This is a genomic window from Caballeronia sp. SL2Y3 (genome assembly GCF_022879575.1).
Lineage (GTDB): Bacteria > Pseudomonadota > Gammaproteobacteria > Burkholderiales > Burkholderiaceae > Caballeronia.
Genome location: NZ_CP084262.1, coordinates 263,074 through 282,600, shown reverse-complemented (window position 1 = coordinate 282,600; position 19,527 = coordinate 263,074). Strand labels below are relative to the sequence as shown.

Annotated in this window: 16 protein-coding genes and 3 pseudogenes; 14 read left to right on the top strand and 5 right to left on the bottom strand. The window is 63.9% G+C overall.

Features of this window, described 5'->3' with window-relative positions; genetic code table 11:
* Positions 1-185: 185 nt before the first annotated feature.
* Entirely contained in the window at positions 186-866 is a 681-nt protein-coding gene (locus LDZ26_RS20250) for a TetR/AcrR family transcriptional regulator (protein WP_244851024.1), read from the bottom strand.
* Positions 867-1,073: 207 nt separating this feature from the next.
* On the opposite strand from LDZ26_RS20250, the gene LDZ26_RS20245 reads away from it, so the two are divergent.
* From LDZ26_RS20245 to LDZ26_RS20235, 3 genes are all read left to right on the top strand, one after another.
* Complete coding sequence (locus LDZ26_RS20245; protein ID WP_244851023.1) at positions 1,074-2,582, top strand: CoA-transferase; 1,509 nt, start codon at positions 1,074-1,076, stop codon at positions 2,580-2,582.
* A 49-nt stretch (positions 2,583-2,631) separates the two neighbouring features.
* Complete coding sequence (locus LDZ26_RS20240; RefSeq protein ID WP_244851022.1) at positions 2,632-3,402, top strand: enoyl-CoA hydratase/isomerase family protein; 771 nt, start codon at positions 2,632-2,634, stop codon at positions 3,400-3,402.
* A 71-nt stretch (positions 3,403-3,473) separates the two neighbouring features.
* Positions 3,474-4,772 carry an MFS transporter gene (locus LDZ26_RS20235; protein ID WP_244851021.1) on the top strand — a complete coding sequence of 433 codons (1,299 nt, stop codon included), beginning with the start codon at positions 3,474-3,476 and terminating at the stop codon, positions 4,770-4,772.
* Positions 4,773-4,882: 110 nt separating this feature from the next.
* Here the strand turns inward: LDZ26_RS20235 and LDZ26_RS20230 are convergent, their stop codons facing one another.
* The 3 genes and pseudogenes from LDZ26_RS20230 to LDZ26_RS20220 all read right to left on the bottom strand — a co-directional run bounded on the left by LDZ26_RS20230 (position 4,883) and on the right by LDZ26_RS20220 (position 8,019).
* A complete protein-coding gene (locus LDZ26_RS20230) occupies positions 4,883-6,151 on the bottom strand; it encodes an MFS transporter (RefSeq protein ID WP_244851020.1) in 1,269 nt (422 codons plus the stop codon).
* An 84-nt stretch (positions 6,152-6,235) separates the two neighbouring features.
* Positions 6,236-7,146, bottom strand: a pseudogene (locus LDZ26_RS20225) (LysR substrate-binding domain-containing protein).
* Positions 7,147-7,620: 474 nt separating this feature from the next.
* The gene (locus tag LDZ26_RS20220; RefSeq protein ID WP_244851019.1) at positions 7,621-8,019 is read right to left on the bottom strand and encodes a hypothetical protein; all 399 of its coding nucleotides are present in this window, start codon (positions 8,017-8,019) and stop codon (positions 7,621-7,623) included.
* A gap of 250 nt (positions 8,020-8,269) precedes the next feature.
* Between LDZ26_RS20220 and LDZ26_RS20215 the strand changes: the two are divergent.
* The 3 genes and pseudogenes from LDZ26_RS20215 to LDZ26_RS20205 all read left to right on the top strand — a co-directional run.
* Positions 8,270-8,518: pseudogene (locus tag LDZ26_RS20215) on the top strand (LysR family transcriptional regulator); the annotation flags it as partial.
* A gap of 10 nt (positions 8,519-8,528) precedes the next feature.
* On the top strand, positions 8,529-8,933 hold the full coding sequence (locus tag LDZ26_RS20210) for a hypothetical protein (RefSeq protein ID WP_370650759.1): 405 nt from the start codon (positions 8,529-8,531) through the stop codon (positions 8,931-8,933).
* A 585-nt stretch (positions 8,934-9,518) separates the two neighbouring features.
* The gene (locus LDZ26_RS20205) at positions 9,519-11,498 is read left to right on the top strand and encodes a PhoX family phosphatase (protein WP_244851018.1); all 1,980 of its coding nucleotides are present in this window, start codon (positions 9,519-9,521) and stop codon (positions 11,496-11,498) included.
* A 77-nt stretch (positions 11,499-11,575) separates the two neighbouring features.
* Here the strand turns inward: LDZ26_RS20205 and LDZ26_RS20200 are convergent, their stop codons facing one another.
* Positions 11,576-11,758, bottom strand: a complete 183-nt coding sequence (locus tag LDZ26_RS20200; protein WP_244851017.1) for a hypothetical protein — start codon at positions 11,756-11,758, stop codon at positions 11,576-11,578.
* Between the two features lie 414 nt (positions 11,759-12,172).
* Here LDZ26_RS20200 and LDZ26_RS20195 point away from each other — a divergent pair.
* The 8 genes and pseudogenes from LDZ26_RS20195 to LDZ26_RS20160 all read left to right on the top strand — a co-directional run.
* Positions 12,173-12,313: pseudogene (locus LDZ26_RS20195) on the top strand (helix-turn-helix domain-containing protein); the annotation flags it as partial.
* A gap of 146 nt (positions 12,314-12,459) precedes the next feature.
* Positions 12,460-13,527 carry a catalase family peroxidase gene (locus LDZ26_RS20190; protein WP_244851016.1) on the top strand — a complete coding sequence of 356 codons (1,068 nt, stop codon included), beginning with the start codon at positions 12,460-12,462 and terminating at the stop codon, positions 13,525-13,527.
* Between the two features lie 166 nt (positions 13,528-13,693).
* The gene (locus LDZ26_RS20185; RefSeq protein ID WP_014193166.1) at positions 13,694-14,239 is read left to right on the top strand and encodes an RNA polymerase sigma factor; all 546 of its coding nucleotides are present in this window, start codon (positions 13,694-13,696) and stop codon (positions 14,237-14,239) included.
* Positions 14,236-15,147, top strand: a complete 912-nt coding sequence (locus LDZ26_RS20180) for an anti-sigma factor (protein WP_244851015.1) — start codon at positions 14,236-14,238, stop codon at positions 15,145-15,147. The genes LDZ26_RS20185 and LDZ26_RS20180 overlap by 4 nt, the downstream gene beginning before the upstream one ends.
* 161 nt (positions 15,148-15,308) lie before the next feature.
* Entirely contained in the window at positions 15,309-16,304 is a 996-nt protein-coding gene (locus LDZ26_RS20175; RefSeq protein ID WP_244851014.1) for an anti-sigma factor, read from the top strand.
* Between the two features lie 103 nt (positions 16,305-16,407).
* Positions 16,408-17,232 carry a hypothetical protein gene (locus LDZ26_RS20170; protein ID WP_244851013.1) on the top strand — a complete coding sequence of 275 codons (825 nt, stop codon included), beginning with the start codon at positions 16,408-16,410 and terminating at the stop codon, positions 17,230-17,232.
* Positions 17,233-17,261: 29 nt separating this feature from the next.
* Positions 17,262-18,155, top strand: coding sequence for a DUF3365 domain-containing protein (locus LDZ26_RS20165; protein WP_244851012.1), 894 nt, complete (start codon positions 17,262-17,264; stop codon positions 18,153-18,155).
* A 2-nt stretch (positions 18,156-18,157) separates the two neighbouring features.
* Positions 18,158-19,525, top strand: a complete 1,368-nt coding sequence (locus LDZ26_RS20160) for a serine/threonine-protein kinase (RefSeq protein ID WP_244851011.1) — start codon at positions 18,158-18,160, stop codon at positions 19,523-19,525.
* Positions 19,526-19,527: the final 2 nt, after the last annotated feature.

Here is a 19,527-nt window from a genome sequence, read left to right as displayed (position 1 = left end):
TGTGTCATCTCCCGCGTGGCTTTTCCTGACATGTCGCCTCACGGGTTGCGAGTCACACCGTAAGTAACGATCCAGTTCGTTATTTAATACCCGTCGGAGCGCACTGTCAAAAAAGGGTTTTCCCTAACAATCAGGAAAACCCGTGCGGTGAAGAGAACGGAAAGTGACGAGGCGGTGCGCCGCAATCAACGCGGGCGCAAAAGGCTGAAGACTGTTTCGAGGTTGAAGTCGAGGCGTTTCTGGAGGGCGTCCTTCGAGACAAAATCGAAGCCGAAGATGACCTCGCCGGTGAAGCGATTCGTCAGGTAGTAATAGCCGAGCGCGGCGATAGTGAGGTGCAACTGGCTGGCATCGATGCCGGCTTTGAAGTCGCCCGACGCCACGCCGCGATCAAGGATCTGCTGCAGCATGCTGGCGAAGCCACGATGCAATTCGCTGAAGCGTCTTGATTTTTTGACATGCCGCGCCCGGTGCAGGTTTTCGCTGTTCACCAGCGACATGAACTCGGGGTTCTTCAAGTAGTAGTTCCACGTGAACGTCACGTACGTTCGAATGGCCTCGACTGGCGGAAGATGGTCCAGGCCGAGCGCTCTTTCTTCAGTCCGGATATCCGTCCACATCTCTTCAAGGACCGTCTGAAACAGTTCCTCCTTCCCCTTGAAGTATTCGTAGATCATCCGCTTATTGACGCCGGCTTTCTCGGCGATCGTCTCGACGCGGGCGCCGCCCAAGCCCACCTTGGCGAACTCTGCTTTGGCTGCTGCGAGGATCTTGGCCTGCGTCTGAATCGGATCACGCAGCCGCTTGGCACGCGCGCGCTTTTCTGGGACGCGCGCCTTTGCGGTCGGTTCGATGGGGGTCTGCATATCGATGGGTCAAAACCAAAGTTAAACGGTAACTGACAACGCCTGCACGTTGCAATGCGCATTCGGCGGGTGTTTTCCACCATCGTTATCGTAAACCCGATTTCGGTTCTTTCTCTCTTGAACGTCGCTTCTCCCTGCTCTACGATGCTTCGCAAGTAACGATCCGGTTCGGTAATAAGCAATTTGCAGATCAGCACAGGAGGCGATGTGAACAAGTGGACCAGCGCAAAGGCAGTCGCAGCATCGATTTTCGACGGCGCGACGATCGCGATCACCGGCTCAGGCGGCGGCCTGCTTGAGCCGGACGCCATCCTCGCGGCGATCGAAGCTCGATTTCTGGAAACGGGTCATCCCCGCAACCTGACGGTCGTTCATGCGCTCGGCGTCGGTGATGGTCAAGGCAGCGGCCTCGGACGGCTCGCCCACGCGGGGTTGGTCAAGCGCGTGATCGGCGGCCACTGGGTATGGTCGTCGGCGATGCAGAAGCTGGCTCGTGACGGCGAGATCGAGGGCTACAGCTTTCCCGGTGGCGTCATTGCAACGCTGTTTCGGGAAATCGGCGCGGGTCGGCCGGGCGTGATCACGCGTGTCGGTCTAAGAACCTTCGTCGATCCGCGTCTGGACGGCGGCAAACTGAATGCCGCGACGACCGAAGATCTGGTGGAACTGATCGAGATCGACGGTAAAGAGTATCTCCGCTTCAAGCCACTCAAGATCGACTTCTCGATCGTCATGGCGTCGAGCGCTGACGATAGGGGCAATCTTTCGACTCGTCACGAACCGGCAGACCTCGATATTTACGCTGTCGCTCTGGCCGCGCACAACAGCGGCGGGAAAGTCGTCGCGCAGGTCAAATCGCGACCGCGCTCCCACGTTCCCGCCCGCCTGGTGTGCGTACCCGGCGTCATGGTCGACTTTACCGTCGAGATCCCAACTCAACGTCAGTGCCAGATTAGCGAATACGACGCAACGTTGAGCGGCGAGAAGCTCGGCGAGACGCCTGACACTGAGATGCCCGATGGCATGCGCCTCATCGTAGCCGAGCGCGCTGCGCAGGAGCTTGGGTCCAATCAATCCGTGAACTTCGGCTTCGGTTTTCCGGGCGCCATCCCGGCGGTTCTGGCCACCCAAGGTCGCGGCGACGAGTACTGGGGTTCCGTCGAACAGGGTATCCACCGCGGCGCGATGCTCGATGGCGCGATGTTCGGTACGGCGCGTAACGCCGACGCCATCGTGCCGAGCGTCGATCAATTCGACTGGTATAGCGGCGGTGGGATCGACGTGACGTTCCTCGGCATGGGCGAGTTCGACGAAGAGGGCAATGTGAACGTTTCAAAGCTCGGTTCGACCGTTGTCGGTCCGGGCGGATTCATGGACATCGCGCAAGGCGCGAAAAAGCTCGTTTTTTGCGGGGCTTTCGAGGCCAAGGGTTTGCGTGTGGACCGCAACGGGGATGCCCTCGAAATTCTCTCGCCGGGATCGGTGCCGAAGGCCGTCAAAAGGGTGCGACACGTAACCTTCAGCGGCGTGCAGGCGCGTCTCGACGGCAAGGAAGTCTTCTACATCACAGAGCGCGCGGTATTTCGACTCGATGCGCTCGGCGTGTGCCTGGTCGAGGTGGCCAAGGGCCTCGACATGCATCGCGACGTGCTCTCGCGCATGGAGTTCACGCCGCTTATCGATGAGCGCCTGCTCGAAAACGCCCCGGCTCACTAAGCCCGATCAACTGCCGCTCATATTCGATTCTCGGAAGAAGAGGTTCTTCATGTCTGACACTGACATCCTTTACGAAGCAAACGGTAGCATCGCCACCATTACGCTGAACCGAGTTTCGCGTCACAACGCGCTGACGTTGGACATGCTGGATGACATCGATCGCGCCGTGGCAGACGTCGAGCGAAACGATGAGATCCGCGTGCTGAAGATCGAAACCACCAGTCCGCGTTTCTTTTGCAGCGGCGCAGATATCAACGAGTGGGGCGATATCGATCCGCAAAAGATGGGCACCCGCTTCATCCGGGAAGGAAACCGTGTCTTCCGTCGAATCGCGGAACTCGACAAACCGACGATCGCTGTTCTTTCTGCCAGCGCGCTCGGTGGCGGATTCGAACTCGCGCTGACGTGCGATCTGCGCTATGCAAGCACACAGGCCAAGCTTGGCTTTCCCGAAGCATCGGTGGGCGCCATCCCCGGATGGATGGGCTGCGCGCGGCTTTCCGAACTCGTCGGCGCAACCCGCACGCGCGAGTTGATCCTTCTCGGTGAGCCAATCTCTGCCGAAACCGCTGTCGCTTGGGGGGTGATCAATGAAGCCGTCGAAGCCGAGCACCTGCGCAGCCGCGTCGATGCTGTCTGCGAGACGCTTATCAAACGATCGAGGACGTCTCTGTCGGTTGGCAAACGCCTCGTTCGCATGATGGAGACGGGCCAGCACGACTACGCGCACGAACTCGCCGCGTCGGTATGCAAAGCGTCGCCCGATGCAATCGAAGGCGTCGCCGCATTCCGCGAAAAACGCCATGCATTTTTCCGTTGAACCTCGAATCCACCACGCAGTCATGTAAGCCGCATCAGCGGATCAAGCACCTCAGGAGACAGGAGTCGATCATGGACCGTACAGCTATCCGGTGGCGCATCTGCGCGCTGCTTTTTTTCGCAACCACGATTAATTACCTGGACCGTCAGGTGCTGGGCCTGCTCAAGCCCGAGCTTGCCGTCACGTTCGACTGGACTGAAACGCAATACAGCTACATCGTCATGGTGTTCACGGCCTGCTATGCAATCGGCATGGTCTTGTCCGGCAAAATGGTTGATAAATTCGGCGTCAAGATCGGGTATGGCGTATGTGTTCTGGTATGGAGTATCGCCGCCTGCGGGCACGCACTCGTGCGCAGCACGATGGGCTTTGGCGTCATGCGTGCCCTGCTCGGCATCTCGGAATCTGGCAGCTTCCCCTGCGCTGTGAAGAGCGTGTCGGAGTGGTTTCCGCGTAAAGAGCAGGCACTTGCGGTAGGCATTCTGACTTCCGGCACCAGTATCGGAGCGGTCGCGGCACCGGCCACCGTGCCGTGGCTGGCTGCAACGTATGGCTGGGAAGCCGCGTTCTTCATCACAGGCATGACGGGATTCGTCTGGCTGGCGTTCTGGTACTTCATGTATCAGGTGCCGGCGAAGCACGCGAGGATCAACGAAGCCGAACTCACGTACATCAGCGAAGATTCGGCTCCTACTCCCGCGGCTCAAAAGGTAAGCTGGTTCACGTTGCTCAAGCTGCGTCCGACGTGGGCGTTCTTCGCCGGTAAGCTGCTGACCGACCCGATCTGGTGGTTCATGCTCTTCTGGCTGCCGTCGTATTTCAACTCGCGCTTTCACCTCGACCTGAAGACCCTCGGCCTTCCGCTGGTGATAGTTTATGTCGCGACTTCAATCGGCAGCATTGGTGGTGGTTTCATCTCGTCCAAGCTGATTCAGCGCGGCTGGTCTGTGACGAAGGCGCGACAGACTACCATGCTTGTGTTTGCGTTCCTTGTTATGCCGATCGCATTCTCGCCGTTCATCGACAACATGTGGACGATGGTGGGCCTGTTGAGTTTGGCGGCAGCTTCGCACCAGGCATGGTCGGCAAACCTTTTCACCACTGCCTCCGACATGTTTCCGAAGGCAGCGGTTGGCTCCGTCGTTGGGATTGGCGGGTTGGCTGGTGCGTTGGGGGCGACGCTCTTCCCGCTGGTCGTCGGCGCAGTGCTCGATCACTTCAAGATGCTCGGCCACATCAATGCGGGCTACAACGTGCTGTTCGTAGTCTGCGGCTCAGCCTATCTTTTGGCGTGGATCGTAATGCGAGTGATCCGTTCGTCGAGCAAGGCTATCGATATCGCGCAGCTTGCGCCGACCGCTCAAGGCTAAGGTTAAGGCTCTTCGAAAGCGCCTCCCGGTTGCTGCATGAGCTTCGGGAGGCGGCAATGACAAGCCCCTCGTTCGTAGCTGCTGCGGGTAGGTGATGCGGCGTCCGCGCATCAAGACGCCACAAGCGACGCCTCGCCGACCGCCCGATCATCGATCGGAAAATGCAGCAGCGCCGCAACGAGCCCCGCAACGGCCGTGGCGCCCCAGATCAGCGAGTAAGAGCCGGTCGTGTCGAAGACATAGCCGCCGAGCCATGCGCCGAGAAACGATCCGAGCTGATGACTCAGAAACACGACGCCGAACAGCGTCCCGAGATGCCGCGTGCCGAACACCTTCGCGATCAGCCCGTTGGTGAGCGGCACCGTGCCGAGCCACGTCAGCCCCATGACCGCGGCGAAGATCACGACGGACACGCTTGTCGTCGGCAGCAGAACGAAGAGGGCGATCGCGCCGCCGCGAATCAGATAGAGCCACGCGAGCACGTAATGTTGCCGCCAGCGTCCGCCGATCCACCCGCATGCCCAACTGCCGATCATGTTGAAGAAGCCGATCAGCGCGAGCGCCGTCGCGCCGAGCCCGACCGGCATGTGACAGAGCAGCAGATAGCCCGGCAGATGCGTCGCGATGAACGCGAGCTGAAATCCACACGTGAAAAAGCCGAGCGTCAGCAGCCGATAACCGCGATGACGCAACGCATACGCCAACGTCTCGCGCAACGGCATCGCGCGCGATTCGTTCACGCCGGATACCGGCACGGCCATCGACGCGTTGCTCCGGCGGCTCGCGCGATCGAGCACGATGCCGAGCGGCGCAGCAAGAAGCAGCACGAAGGCGAGGACATATAACGACGCCGCCACGCCCGCATGCACACGGACTTCCTGCGCGAACGGCACCATCAGCACTTGCCCGAACGAACCGCCCGCGCTCGCGAGGCCCATCGCGACGCTGCGCGCTTGCGGCGACGCGACGCGTCCGACCGTCGCGAGCACGACACCGAAGCTCGTGCAACTGATGCCGATGCCAACGAGCAATCCGAGCCCGAGTACGAGCATCCATCCGGAAGTCGCGGCGGCCGCGAGCGCGAGGCCCGCTGCGAACGTGGCCGCGCCCATCGCGACGACGGGGGCGGCGCCGTATCGGTCGGCGGCGGCCCCGGCGAACGGCTGCGCGAAGCCCCAGACGAGGTTATGTAGCGCGATGGCGAAAGCGATCAGCGTGACGGGCAAGCCGCGGTCGAAGGAGAACGGCCCGATGAAAAGCCCGAAGGTCTGGCGCACGCCCATCGCGGCGCTCAGTATCAGCGCGGCGGCGCCGATCAGCACCCAGGTTGTGGCGCGGCTCGTGTTCGTAGTGTTCGCAATGTTCGACAGTGACGGCATGGCGCAAATCCTCCTTGCGGCCATCGTCGCAAACGAACGCCCGTGCCGACAAACGAAAACTTTTCGCGGGCAGATGAGCGCAGTTCAACCGTCGCCGTTGCTATCGACGAACTCCGCCGCCTGCTCGGTCAGCCAGTCGCGAAACGCGGCGGTGTCCGCGCGGCGCTGGCTTGCGGCGTCTCGCAGAGCCAGTAAGCGGTTTGCGCCTCGACGCTCGTCGCCGAGGCTTGCACGAGCGTGCCCGCCGCCAGCTCGCGATCGACGAGCGGACGACGGCCGACGACTACGCCGAGTCCGGCCGCGGCGGCATCGAAGGCGAGTTGAACGGTATCGAACCGCAGGCCGCCGTGCAGATCGAGGCCGTCGATGCCCGCGCCGTCCATCCACGCCTGCCAGTCCTCGCTCGCCGTATCGACATGAATGAGCGCGGCGCGCGCCAGATCGGGCACGCCGTCCGCGCCCGTCACCGAAGCGCGATATGACGGACTGCACAAGGGCACTAGCCGCTCGCCGAATAGACGCTGCCACGATGCGCCATCCACGGGACCACGCGAGAGGCGCAGGCCGAAATCGAAGCCATCGACGGGAAAGCCTGCCTGACGGCGCGAAGTGTCTATCGTGATATCGATGTCGGGCCAGCGCGCACGGAAATCCGCGAGGCGCGGGACGAGCCAGCGCGCGGCAAGCGTCGGCGCACAGGTGACGGCGATCGTGCGGCGCTTGTGTTTGCCGGGCAGCGTCTGCGTGCCGATCGCAACGAGCGAGAATGCTTCGGCGATGTACGGCAGATAATGTTCGCCCGCCGCGCTCAGCGACAGTCCGCGCGGCTCGCGGATGAACAGCTCGACGCCGAGCATGTCTTCCAGCGCGCCGATGCCGTGACTCACCGCGCCAGGCGTCACGTTGAGCTCGGCGGCGGCGAGCTTGAAACTGCGATGTCGCGCAGCGGCTTCGAAGAGACGCAGGGCATTGAGCGGTGGCAGGCGCTGGGGCATGTCGGCGTAGGGGATCGACGGCGTGTGCGTCTATATTGCCATCGTTAGGGCGCCGCTTGTCGCCGCGCTCTCGGCCGGCTGGCGAACGCTTCGGAATGAGCGCGGAGGGGCGGATCGATGGATAACACCGTGGCGCCGAGCGCTATGCGTTGATGAATAGCGCCGTTGCCGCGCGCGGCGTTCTGGGCATGAGGCCCTGCATGTACGTCATGCCGAGGCACGACATCACCGATACGACGAACGCGTCGAGGGGCCTGCATCGGAATCAGGACTGGATGCTTGATATACCGCGACCGCGACGAATAGTGCACGGCCGCCGACGGCACGAGCCAGCGCTGGAGCGGCAGCACGAGTTCGTCGACGTCGGGTGCGGTCACTTCGAGAAGCGAGGTCGGATCGCCCGCGCAAGGCTATGCGCGTGAGCCGCTTCGGTCTAGCGGCGTCGTTCGAATATTCGTGAGCGTAGGGTGCGCGTTACGACTTCATGTTCTTCGATACGGCGTTCATCGCCGAGAGCACGCTTCGCGCGCGCTCCACTTCCTCTTTTATCTTCTCGATGAGCCAGCACGCGACCTGCCGCATGGCATCCGATGGATTCGACGAACGATATTCCAGCACGTAGTGGCAGCCCGTTTCGATATACCGGTCCCATGCGGGAATGATCTTGCCTTCGTTGAGCGGCGCCGCGATGGCGAGCAGCCAGCCGAGCACGACGCCTTGTCCGAGCATCGGGCATTGCACGGCGAGACCGGGGTCCGTGTGATGCACCGCCTCGCCGATGCCCTTGTCGGAAAGCCCCGTCGCGCGATGAAAATCCGCCCATGAGTGCGTGGTCACATCGAGATGAATGTAGGCGTGAGCTTCGGCGCGCATCGGTGCATCGAGCGGTCCGAACTCCGCGAGATACTTGGGACTGCAAACTGGAACGATAATCTCGGGACAGAGGCACGACGGATCGCTTTCGGAGCCGGGTCCGTGCAGGCGGCTGGCGGCGCGACCTCATCGGCATCGTGGACTGGCGCGTGTCGCAACTCGCGCTGCTCGGCGCGGACGTGCGATACAGCCACTATGCCGAACTGAGCGATGTGCTGAATCACGGCGCGGATATCGGGCAGACACGAACATGGAGCTTCGGCATCTTCGCTATTTCATCGCTGTCGCCGAGTTGCGCAGCGTGCGCGCGGCATCCGACCACCTGCACGTCACGCAACCGGCGATATCCCGGCAGATTCAGGATCTCGAAGACGCCATCGGCGCAACGCTGTTCGAACGAACGCCGCGCGGCCTGAAACTGACGCCCGCTGGCGAGGCCTATTTGTCCGAGGCGCGCGAGATTCTCGACCGCGTCGATGCCGCCATGTCGAGAGCGCGAGTACTTTTTCATGCCGGAGGGCGAATCGCGTCGTATTGTGTTCGAAGACAGCGTGCTGCCGGTGATCGAATCGGGTCAGGCGCGCGTCGTACCGGACGAGGGCGAAGAGATTCTCGACGGCATTCGCTTCATGCCGACCTTTGGGCACAGCATCGGGCACATGGCGATTGAGATTCGCTCGCGCGGCGAAACGGCGCTCTTTTCCGGCGACGTGATGCACAGCGCCGTGCAGGTGCATCGACCGGAATTGAGTTCGATGTTCTGTCTCGACCAGCAGCGGGCGCGTGCGTCGCGAGCGCGTCTGCCCGCCCATGCAGCCGGTACGGGCGCGACGATATTCGCCGCGCATTTCGCCGAGACGTCGGCCGGAACCGTCACGCGGACGGCGGAAAGCTTCGAGTGGCGATACGCGTGAATGAACAGGTAACGCTGAGAGGTTCGTGTGTCGACATTGCGATAGAGACGAATTGAGGTTTCACGATGCGAAGTGACAGATTCAATACGGCCTCAGGCGAATTGACACTTTCATTGCGCTCGAAGCGGAAGCAACAGTGTCACCCGCACACCGCTTTCCCGCATCCTGCCGTTCTGCGAGTGGTGACAGTCTCATTGCGTACTACGGCCGGCGGGCGCCTAAGTCAGCGATCGCAGGGCGCTTTCTGCGGCGCTGATCAGGGGCCCGGCTCGCCGGCTCCGAAATCGGAGATGGGAGAGAGGTCGGCGGCTGCTGCGGGCAGCGCCGGTACAGCCGAGATGAAGGCCAAAAGCAGACCATAAAGTGCAACATGTTTTCTCATTGCACTCGGGTCTCTCAAGTCGGTGATGATGAGCGCAAGCGTAAGAAAAAGCCTCAAGGGATCGAGAAATTACAGCGTCCTGTCAAGAAGATTTCACATTTCTTTCCTAAAGTAGCGCGTCAACCGGCACGTCGGGCTGCAACGGCCCGAAGCACGGACATTCATCGCCGGTACAAACCCACGATCAAGGACTCGAACCACACATGGCGCTGCCGCTCGACCTCTCCCGCCGCAAAGCTCTCAAGATTCTCGCCGGCGCACCGATGCTGCCGCTCGGCGGCGCGACCGCCGCTTCGCTGCTCGCCACCGCATGCGGCGGCAGCGACAGCAACGCGGCGACGAACGCGTCCGCGCCCGCGTCGACGGCTGCGTTCACCACGGCGACGTTCAGCAGCATGGCCGCGCCGACACTCGCCGATCCCGCGGCGATGGCGAAGACCACCGTCGGCTCGACCATGACCGTGAACTTCAGCGACGGCAGCAATCGCGCGTACAAGCTCGCGTATCAGCCGTTCTTCGTGACGGGCGATGTGGTGCCGAACACGGCCGGCGGCACCATCGTCGCGGGCGGCTATTTCGACATCGACAATCAGCCGATCATCGACAAGTCAGTGGCGGGCAAGGAGCGCCAGTTTTTCTCGGACTGCCCGGACGGCACGTCGCTCATCAAACTCGACAAGACGACCGTCAAGGGCGTGAAGGGCAACGCCGTGTTCGCCGTCGTGCAGTTCGAATACACGACGCGCGACCAGAATGCCGCGAGCATGTACGGCCGCCTGCCGTCGCCGATCGCGGTGCTGACGCTCGATCAGGATCCGGCCACTGGCAAGCTGACGCTCGTGAGCTACGCGAACGTCGATACGTCGAAGGCGAACGGTCTGTGGATCACGTGCGGCGCGAGCCTCTCGCCGTGGAACACGCATTTGTCGAGCGAAGAGTACGAGCCGGATGCGGCGCTCGGCTCGAAGGACGCGCAGTTCCTCGCGTATAGCCAGAACCTTTACGGCGATCAGGCGAAGGCGCGTCCGTATCACTACGGTCATGTGCCCGAAGTCACCGTCAACCCGGACGGCACCGGCACGATCAAGAAGCACTATTGCCTCGGCCGCATCTCGCACGAGCTGATTCAAGTGATGCCCGACAAGCGCACCGTCATGATGGGCGACGACGCGACCAACGGCGGCGTCTTCATGTTCGTCGCGGACAAGGAAGCGGATCTTTCCGCGGGCACGCTTTACGTCGCGAAGTGCGCGATGACGTCATCGGCGGGCGCGGGCTCGGCCAATTTGACGTGGATGAGCCTCGGCCACGCGACGAGCGATGAAATCGAGAACCTCGCCAATACGCTGACGCTCTCCGACATCATGGATGTCGTGAGCGATGCGACCATCGGCGCGACGCTCGATGCGAGCTATACGCGCATCAACTACAACGGCGCGTTCAACTGGATTCGCATCAAGCCGGGCATGGAGAAGGCGGCCGCGTTTCTGGAGACGCATCGCTACGCGGCATTGCGCGGTGCGAGCATGTGCTTCACGAAGCTCGAGGGCACGACGGTCAACGCGAAGGACAAGATCGTCTACTCGGCGATGTCGCAGATCGTCAAGTCGATGGTCAAAGGCGACGCGCACGCGGCCGAATTCGCCGTCGACAAGACCATCAACTCGGGCGCGGTGTACGCGTTCAATCTGAAGGGCGGACAGAAGGATCTGACCGGCGCGGCGATCAACAGCGAATGGGTTCCGGTCGACATGGCCGCGCCCGCCGCGCTCGTCGGCGAAGACATTTCCGCTGATGCGCTCGGCAACATCGGCAACCCCGAGCGCATCGCGAATCCGGATAACCTCAAGTTCTCCGAGAAGCTGCGCACGCTGTTCATCGGGGAAGACAGCGGCCGGCACGTCAACAACTTCCTGTGGGCCTACAACGTCGATACGAAGTCGCTGTCGCGCATTCTGTCGGCGCCGTCGGGCGCGGAATCGACGGGCCTGCACGCGGTCGACGAGATCAACGGCTGGACCTACATCATGAGCAACTTCCAGCATGCGGGCGACTGGGAAACGCCGCTGCATTCAAAGGTGCAGGCGACGCTCGATCCGCTGATCCGCGCGAACTACAAGGATCGCTACGGCGCGGCGGTGGGCTATCTGACCGCCGATGCAACCTCGGTCAAGCTGAGTTGACGGGCCAGGAGAAGCGCAACGCTTCCCTCAATGCGTAGCTTCGAGGTGCGTCGCGGACGCGACGCGCCTCGCAGAATTCAGCAGCTTTGCTCGTAATCGATGTATTCGAAGCCGGCCGCAATCGCATAACGGATCGCTTCTTCCACGTTCGGTAACTCGCCGGCCAGGCGCACCGAACGCTCTATCCCGTTCAAATCTTGCATTCGCGCCGTCGCGGCAGACGCGTCCCCGTGCCGGACCGCCGCCGGCGTGACCATCATGTCCCTGTAGCCGAAGACCATTTCTTCAATGGACCTCGCGGCGATTGCGCGGCTCCATCGGTCTCGGTATCGGTATCGGTGTAGCGGGGCGGCCTGCTGGCCTGGCGATTGTCGCGGTTGAGGAAGCACGCCTCGCGCGGGAAGCGTAACTTGAGCGATTAGGACGCGCCATTGAGCGAGCTAAAACGGGACCTTGGCTGATCGAACTGACTATCGGCCACGACCGGAGGCTCATGGCCGATCATGGACTGAGACAGCGCGCGCCCTTTACGTTTCTAACTTCGGCTTTACATAATGCAAATTAGCGTCGCTCGGACTGTAGGTCCCAAGTTCAAATGTCGTGTTTCTGCTAAGTAGAAATGTCGCATTTTGCCGTAGGTTCGTGGCCAGACAAGCGTTTCTGGAGCGCGGACCGTGAACTCGACTGGGACGATCACGATGTCGATGCGCGAACTGGACCGACTCAAGGTGATTCAGGCCGTCGCCGAGGTGCGGCTCAAACCCGGACGTGCCGCCGAGCGGCTGGACTTGAGCGTGCGGCAAGTCGAGCGCCTCGCGTAAGCAGCGAGCTTCGCGTAGGCGGGCCTCATGTCGCTGCAAGACGAAGTCCAGGCGCAGCGCGCGCAGACTGCGCGTTCGGACGGGCTACTCTATACTCGACAGCCTTTCGCTCTGATCAGTCGCGTAGTCCGCTCTGCGTTATGCCCCGAATTCCGCCTGCGCGATTCGTCATCGGTTGCGCCTTCATCGCGTCAGCGCTCACCGTGGTCGTCGTATCGTTCGCGTGGGTCGCCGGGTGGATTGCCTGGCCCGGTACGGCACCGGCGCTTTCGCCCGCACGCCTGATCGACGCATTCGAGCACTCGAGCGGCAGGCACCTCGGGTTCCGTCGCAATCATGCCAAGGGAATCTGTGTAAGCGGCTACTTCGACAGCAACGGCAACGGCGCGGCGCTCTCGCGTGCCGAGGTCTTTCAACCGGGCCGCACGCCGGTCACGGGGCGCTTCTCCGCGCCGGGCGGCAATCCCGCGGAAAACGACGCGGCCACCACCGTGCGCAGCTTCGCGCTGCGCTTCATGATGCGCAATGGAGAAGAATGGCGTACCGGCATGAACTCCGCGCCGGTCTTCGCCGTTCGCACGCCGCAAGCCGTGTTCGAGCAGCAGGAAGCCATGCGGCCCGACCCGCGCACAGGCCGCGCGGATCCCGCCAGGCTGAACGCGTTCTTCGCACGGCACCCGGAAACCAACGCGTTGCGCGACTGGCTTGCCGCGCATGCGCCGTCGTCGGCCTTCTACAACGCGAACTATTACAGCATCAACGCGTTCCGTTTCACCGGTTCGGACGATGCCACTCGGTTCGTGCGCTGGAGCGTGACGCCGGAAACGCCCTACGCACCCTTCGACGCCAGCCGGAATTCAACGCGCGATCCGGACTTTCTCGCGCACGACCTGCGCACGCGGCTGCGCGAGCATCCCGTCAAGTGGCGCTTGATGCTGACGCCGGCCGGCCCGGGCGATCCTGTCGACGATGCGACGCGCGCTTGGCCTGCCGAACGCGAAGCGCATCGAATCGACGCGGGGACGCTCGTCATCACGTCCGCCGAGTCCCAGATCGACGGCGCATGCCGCGACGTCAATTTCGATCCGACCGTGCTGCCCCGAGGCATCGCTCCCTCCGGCGACCCGTTGCTCGCCGCACGCGCCGCGGCCTACGCCGAGTCGTTCAGGCGCCGCACGGCCGAGGAGGCCCGTGCGAACGTGCGTTGAAGAAATGAGAGAACGCGTGGAATAAAGCCTTCGCGCCGCGTGTTTCATCCCAAGTTAAACTTTGCGGTTCGTACCTCGCGCCGGTGCCGGCAAGGAGACGATCGACCACGATCGCGACAGCACGCGCGGCATGGATCCGCCCGGGGATCATGGAGAGATACGTTCAATGAGCGGTGCAGACCTGCCCGGCATGCTTCCTGACATGCTGCCGCGCCTATGGGCATTCGCGCTTCGTCTTTCGGGCGACCAGCACGATGCCGAAGATCTCGTGCAGCGCGCGTGCGTGCGCGGGCTCGAACGCGCACATCAGCTTCAACCCGACACCGCGCCCCTGAGCTGGATGTATGCCATCATCCATTCGACGTGGATCAACGAACTGCGCGCGCGCAGCGTCCGCAAGCGGGCGAGCTTCGAGTGGGACGACGATTTCCTCGAAAATCTGCCCGACCCGGTCGACAGAAGCCCGGAAACGCAGTTGATGCACGGGCAGATCGTCGACGCGATCGAGCGCCTGCCTGAAGCGCAACGTGTCGTCATGCTGCTCGTCGCGGTCGAAGGTTTCTCTTATCAGCAGGCCGCGGACACGCTGGAGATTCCCATCGGCACGGTGATGAGCCGCCTTTCGCGCGCCCGGCAGTCGATCGGCGCCATGTTCGGGGAGCAGACGCCCAAGGCTCGCCCCGCTCCGACTCACAAGGATTCGTTCGCATGATGGCCGACGACGCTCAACTTCTCGCTTATGTCGACGGCGGACTCTCTCCGGAGGAGCGCGAATCCGTCGAAGCCCAACTACGCGAATCCGCGGAAGCGCGCAAGAAAGTCGCGCTCCTGCGTGCCTCGAAAGTCGAGTTCGCGGACGCGTTCGCGAAGCAGCCTCTGCCTCCCGTGCCGGAGAGCCTGCGGCTCAACATCGACCAGATGGTGAAGGCACATCGGGCCGCCGAGGCCGCGCCCGCCGCCGCCAATGAACCTGCCAATCCTGACGACGCGCCCGTTCCTGCCGCGCCAGTGCGGTCGCGGCTGCGCCGCATGCCCGTGTGGCTCGCCGCGGCGTGCGTCGCGGGCGCGTTCGTGGCCGGCCAGTTTGTCCATTTGAGTTCGCTACTCGGTTCACCGCAGCCCGGCGGCGCGCAAATGGCGAGCGCGGATGTCTCTCCGTGGATCGCCGCCGCCGTCGGCTATCAGAAGCTCTACACGCGCGACACGGTCGGCTATCGCGAAGACGATCCGGCCACCGCCGCCCGCGTCGTGGCCGATATCCGCCGCGAAGACCGCATCGCGCTACGCGTGCCGGACCTCAGCAGCGCGGGCCTCACGTTCAAGTCGGTGCAGCGCCTGCGCTTCAACAACAAGCCGCTGGTGCAGATCGTCTATCTGCCGCGCAACGGGCCGCCCATTGCGCTGTGCGTAATGAAAGATGCCCGGCCGGACGAGACGGTCGCGTCCCGCACGGTCGACGCCATGGACGTGACGACCTGGCGGCAGGGCGAGATGAGCTATGCGCTCATCGGCCAGGCGGGCGACGTCGATCTGGACGCGCTCGGCAAACGCATCTCCGAACTCGATATGGCGCCGCTCTTCAGCGAGGCCTCGCACGGGCCGGCGAATCTGGCCGGGTGATGCGCCGCGCTTTCCTTTTTAGCGCGTGGAATAAACACCGCTTCCGGGTGTTGTGTGATTAGCCCCGCGTATCCCGGGGGGCGTGGGATGCGCGTCCGGTTCGCCGGACAGCGCGTGAGACCGCGCTGCACAATACGCCGCGAACAGCGCTTGAAAGCCCTATGACACCGGACGACATCGAACTGCTGGCCTACGTGGACGGCAAGCTGCCCGCGCCTGAACGCGCGGCGCTCGAGCGCCTGCTTGCCGCATCGCCCGATGCGGCGTTGCGTGTCAAACGCCTCGAAACGTCGAAGCTGCCGTACGCGGACGCCTTCGCGCATCAGCGACTGCCGCCGGTTCCGCCATCGCTCGCACGGATGATCGACGGCATCGCGCAGGCCGCGCGGCTCGACACGCCGGGGCCGGCTCACAGCGGGCGCGGCGCCGGCGCCAACGACGACAGCAACATCGGCGCGCGCGGATGGCACGCGACGGCGCGGGTCCGGGCCGCCGCGGCCGGCTGGCTCGCCGCGGCATTCTTCGCCGGCGCACTCGCATGCGGCTTCGCGTTGCGCTTCGGTTACGACGATGCCCGACTCGTGCCGCATCAGGAAGGCGCTCAGGCATCGGCTCAGGCATCGGCTCATGCATCCGCTCATGCATCCACGGACCCGGCGGCCGCACCCTGGGTCGAGGCCGCCGCACATTATCAACAGCTTTACAGCCGGGAAACGCTGGCGAATGTCGACGCCGATGCGGCCCTCTCGCAGACGACGCTGGACAAGATTCGCCAGGAAGACCGGCTCGACATCCACATTCCCGACCTGCGCGCGTATGGCCTCACCTTCAAGCGCGTTCAGCGCCTGCAATTTCATGGCCGGCCGCTGGTGCAGATCGTCTACCTTCCGGCGCAGGGCAATCCCGTCGCCCTGTGCCTGATGCACGAAGCGCAGGCTGACGCGATGCCCGCCGATCGCACCGTTGCTTCCATGGCGGTCGTCACTTGGCGCCGTGCGCACATCGGTTATGCGCTGATCGGCGCATCGGGCGACGCGGCGCTGAACCGGCTGGCGCGCAGCCTCGCGCAGGGCGACGCCGCCTCGCTGTTCGGCGCCGTCGCGCCGCCGCTCGCTCTCGCGGACGGTATGCGCACGCTCGTCGCATCGTCCGGCTGAAGCGAGACAGTACGGAATAACCGCGCTTCCCAACTGTTGTGTTGATGAGACCGGCGTCCGCCGGACCACAACGCATTGACTGGCGGCGAGGATGCTTCATCGATTGCCCTTCAGCACAGCAGGACTTGTCATTGCCGCAGCGGCAGCGTCGCCCGCTTACGCGGGATGGACGCTCGCGAGCGCCGATGCGCCCGTCAGCGTGATTCGCGGAACACGCCTGAGCGACCTCAACGCGGGCGCGAGCCTGCACGAAGCCGATATCCTCGAATCACGTGAAGGCGTCGTGCACCTGCAGGACGAACACGGCACGCTGCTCGCGCTCGGCGCGCGCACCCGCGTCATGCTCGCCGCGGATGCGCACGTCGCGCTGCTCGACGGCTGGCTCAAGGTGGCCGCCGCACCGTGCGCCCTTCACGCATGCGCCACGCCGCATGTGGACACCGAGCGCGGCGCGCTCGACATCGGCGTTGGCGCTGCGGCGATCGTGCTCGCGCGCGACGATGCGAACGCCGTCGACATCTTCAGCGAAACCGGCACGCAGACCCTCCCGGCCAAACCGCCCGTGACGCTCGCGAGCGGCCGTTTCGTCACGCTCGATGCGCATGCCGGCGCGCAACAGGCAGCGCGGCCATCGAGCGCGTTTCTCGCTGATATGCCCGTCGCCTTTCGCGACGCCTTGCAGCCGCTTGCGCCCGCGAAGCCGTCGCAGAGCGCGCCGGTTTCGCGCGCCGTGGCTTACGGCGACATCTCGCCGTGGCTCGTCAGCAGCCTGCCAGAACGCAGGACATTCCCTGCGCGCTTCCGCTCGCGTCTTGCCGACACCGCTTTTCGCCGCGACGTGGATGCCAATCTGAAGGCACTGCCCGACTGGCGCGCCCTGCTCCATCCGCCGCGACGCCTCGACGCTGCGGGAACGCGTCATCCATAAGCTCTGCCTACCATCACCATGTCATCGTCATGAAGCTCAGACTGTCTCTCAGCGTCAAGTTCAACCTTGTGTTCCTGGTCATTTTCGCGGTCGCGCTGGTGGCGGTCGGCGCGGTGTCGGACCGCCTGCTCCAGAAGCAGGCGCTCGAAGAAACCGTGCACGATGCCAACGTGCTCGCGAGCGCGGCATCGTCGATGCAGAACTACACGGCCGCGCACATCACGCCGCTGCTCGCCACTCAGGTGAAGTACCGCTTCGTTCCCGAATCGATTCCTGCGTTCTCCGCCATCGAAATGCTGAATCTGCTGGAGAAGGACTTCCCGAACTTCTCTTACAAGTCGACGATGCTCAACCCGACCAATCCGCGCGACCGGCCGACAGACTGGGAAACGGATGTGATCCGCCATCTGCACGATCACCCGGAACTGAAAACGCTTTCCGGCGAACGCGATGCGCCCGGCGGCCGAGCGTTGTTTCTCGCGCGCCCGAGCCGCATCACCGATGCCGCGTGCATGCAGTGCCACAGCACGCCATCGGCCGCGCCCGCGACGGTCACCGAGAAATACGGCACTGCGAACGGCTTCGGCTGGACCATGAACGAAGTCATCGGCGCGGAGTTCGTCTCGGTGCCGATGGCGCAACCCGTGGCGCGCGGCCGCGCCGTGTGGCGCACCTTCATGCTGTCGCTGACCGGCGTGTTCGCGGTCTTGCTGATCGCGATGAACGTCATGATGCATGTGCTGATCACACGGCCGATCCGCTCGCTGTCCCATGCCGCCGATGAAATGAGCCTCGGCAAGCTCGACACGGTCATTCTGCAAACCCGCGGGTCGGACGAGATCGCCTCGCTCGCGGTGTCGTTCGGCCGCATGCGGACGAGCCTCGTCGAAGCGTTCCGCATGCTCGACGAAGAGCAGGCCTAGTCATGCCATCGGCAGATGACGTGCCGGCAACGCTGGGACGCTATGTCATCGAGCGCGTGCTCGGGCGCGGGGCGATGGGCATCGTCTATCTCGCGTTCGATCCGCAGATCGAGCGGCAGGTCGCGCTGAAGACGCTGCACCGCCTTGCCACCGACGACGCCGCGGCCGCGCACGAACTGACGGCGCGCTTTCTGAACGAAGCCCGCGCGGCCGGACGTCTCGTGCATCCGAACATCGTCGCGATCTACGACTACGGCGAAGCCGACGACATCGCCTTCATCACGATGGAATACGTGCGCGGCGAAAGCCTCGCCGCGCGTCTCGCCCGGCACGCGCGCACGGCAACGTCGATGAATCCGGCGAGCGCCCTTCGGTGGTTCGCGCAACTGCTCGATGCACTTGACTATGCGCACGAGGCCGGCATCGTCCATCGCGACATCAAGCCGGCCAATCTGCTGATGGGGCCGCGCGGCGAATGCAAGGTCGCCGATTTCGGCATCGCCCGTCTCGACACGTCGGCGCTCACACAGACAGGCACCTTGCTCGGCACCCCGAGTTACATGTCTCCGGAACAGTTCACCGGCGATACCGTCGATGCGCGCGCCGACCTGTTCTCCGCCGCCGTCGTGCTCTATGAAATGCTCACCGGCGTGTGCCCGTTCACCGGCACGCCGGCGGCGGTCATGCGCGGCATTCTCGACGACATGCCGCCGCTTCCGTCGAGCGTCGCCCGCGGCGTTCCTGCTCATATCGACGCCCTCGTGATGAAGGGCATGGCGAAGCGCCCCGAAGCCCGCTTCGCTTCGGCGCGCGAATGGCGCGACGCAGTGCTGGCCGCGTTCGCCGCCGATGCACAGGACGATGCCGAACGCACGGTGATCGCCGCGCGCGTTCCGCCCGCCGCGCTCGATGCGCTCGATGCGCCCGCCGCGCTCGATGCGCCGCCCGCCTTCGCGCCGGACATGATCGCGCAAATCGAGAAGCGCCTCGCGAGCCACGTGGGTCCGGTCGCATCGCTGCTGATGCGCCGCGCCTGCGCGGACGCGGCCGACATCGATACGCTGCGTGGGCGGCTCGCCGCCCATTTGCCGACCGACGAAGCGCGCCGCGATTTCGATGCGCTGCTGATGCGCCTTGCGGTCGGTACGCCGCCTTCGACAGGCGCACGGGCGCAGACCGTCAGCGCAGAAAGCGTGAACGAGGCCGCCGCGCGGCTCACGACTTTTCTCGGTCCGGTCGCGCGCATCGTCGCGCGCCGCGCCGCCGCGCAATCCGCCGATCTGCCCGCTTTCCATGCGCGTCTGCTCGACGCCGTGCCCGATGAGCATCGCGAAACCTTGCGGCGCGAATGGGGCATCGCGGGCGGCTAGCG

Bases quoted from the DNA above. Each gene is read 5' to 3' on its own strand.
- LDZ26_RS20210 (WP_370650759.1), top strand. From the start codon at position 8,529: ATGCCGGAGGGCGAATCGCGTCGTATTGTGTTCGAAGACAGCGTGCTG.
- LDZ26_RS20200 (WP_244851017.1), bottom strand. From the start codon at position 11,758: ATGATGGTCACGCCGGCGGCGGTCCGGCACGGGGACGCGTCTGCCGCG.
- LDZ26_RS20250 (WP_244851024.1), bottom strand. From the start codon at position 866: ATGCAGACCCCCATCGAACCGACCGCAAAGGCGCGCGTCCCAGAAAAG.
- LDZ26_RS20180 (WP_244851015.1), top strand. From the start codon at position 14,236: ATGATGGCCGACGACGCTCAACTTCTCGCTTATGTCGACGGCGGACTC.
- LDZ26_RS20185 (WP_014193166.1), top strand. From the start codon at position 13,694: ATGAGCGGTGCAGACCTGCCCGGCATGCTTCCTGACATGCTGCCGCGC.
- LDZ26_RS20220 (WP_244851019.1), bottom strand. From the start codon at position 8,019: ATGCGCGCCGAAGCTCACGCCTACATTCATCTCGATGTGACCACGCAC.
- LDZ26_RS20235 (WP_244851021.1), top strand. From the start codon at position 3,474: ATGGACCGTACAGCTATCCGGTGGCGCATCTGCGCGCTGCTTTTTTTC.
- LDZ26_RS20205 (WP_244851018.1), top strand. From the start codon at position 9,519: ATGGCGCTGCCGCTCGACCTCTCCCGCCGCAAAGCTCTCAAGATTCTC.
- LDZ26_RS20240 (WP_244851022.1), top strand. From the start codon at position 2,632: ATGTCTGACACTGACATCCTTTACGAAGCAAACGGTAGCATCGCCACC.
- LDZ26_RS20160 (WP_244851011.1), top strand. From the start codon at position 18,158: ATGCCATCGGCAGATGACGTGCCGGCAACGCTGGGACGCTATGTCATC.
- LDZ26_RS20190 (WP_244851016.1), top strand. From the start codon at position 12,460: ATGCCCCGAATTCCGCCTGCGCGATTCGTCATCGGTTGCGCCTTCATC.
- LDZ26_RS20175 (WP_244851014.1), top strand. From the start codon at position 15,309: ATGACACCGGACGACATCGAACTGCTGGCCTACGTGGACGGCAAGCTG.
- LDZ26_RS20165 (WP_244851012.1), top strand. From the start codon at position 17,262: ATGAAGCTCAGACTGTCTCTCAGCGTCAAGTTCAACCTTGTGTTCCTG.
- LDZ26_RS20230 (WP_244851020.1), bottom strand. From the start codon at position 6,151: ATGCCGTCACTGTCGAACATTGCGAACACTACGAACACGAGCCGCGCC.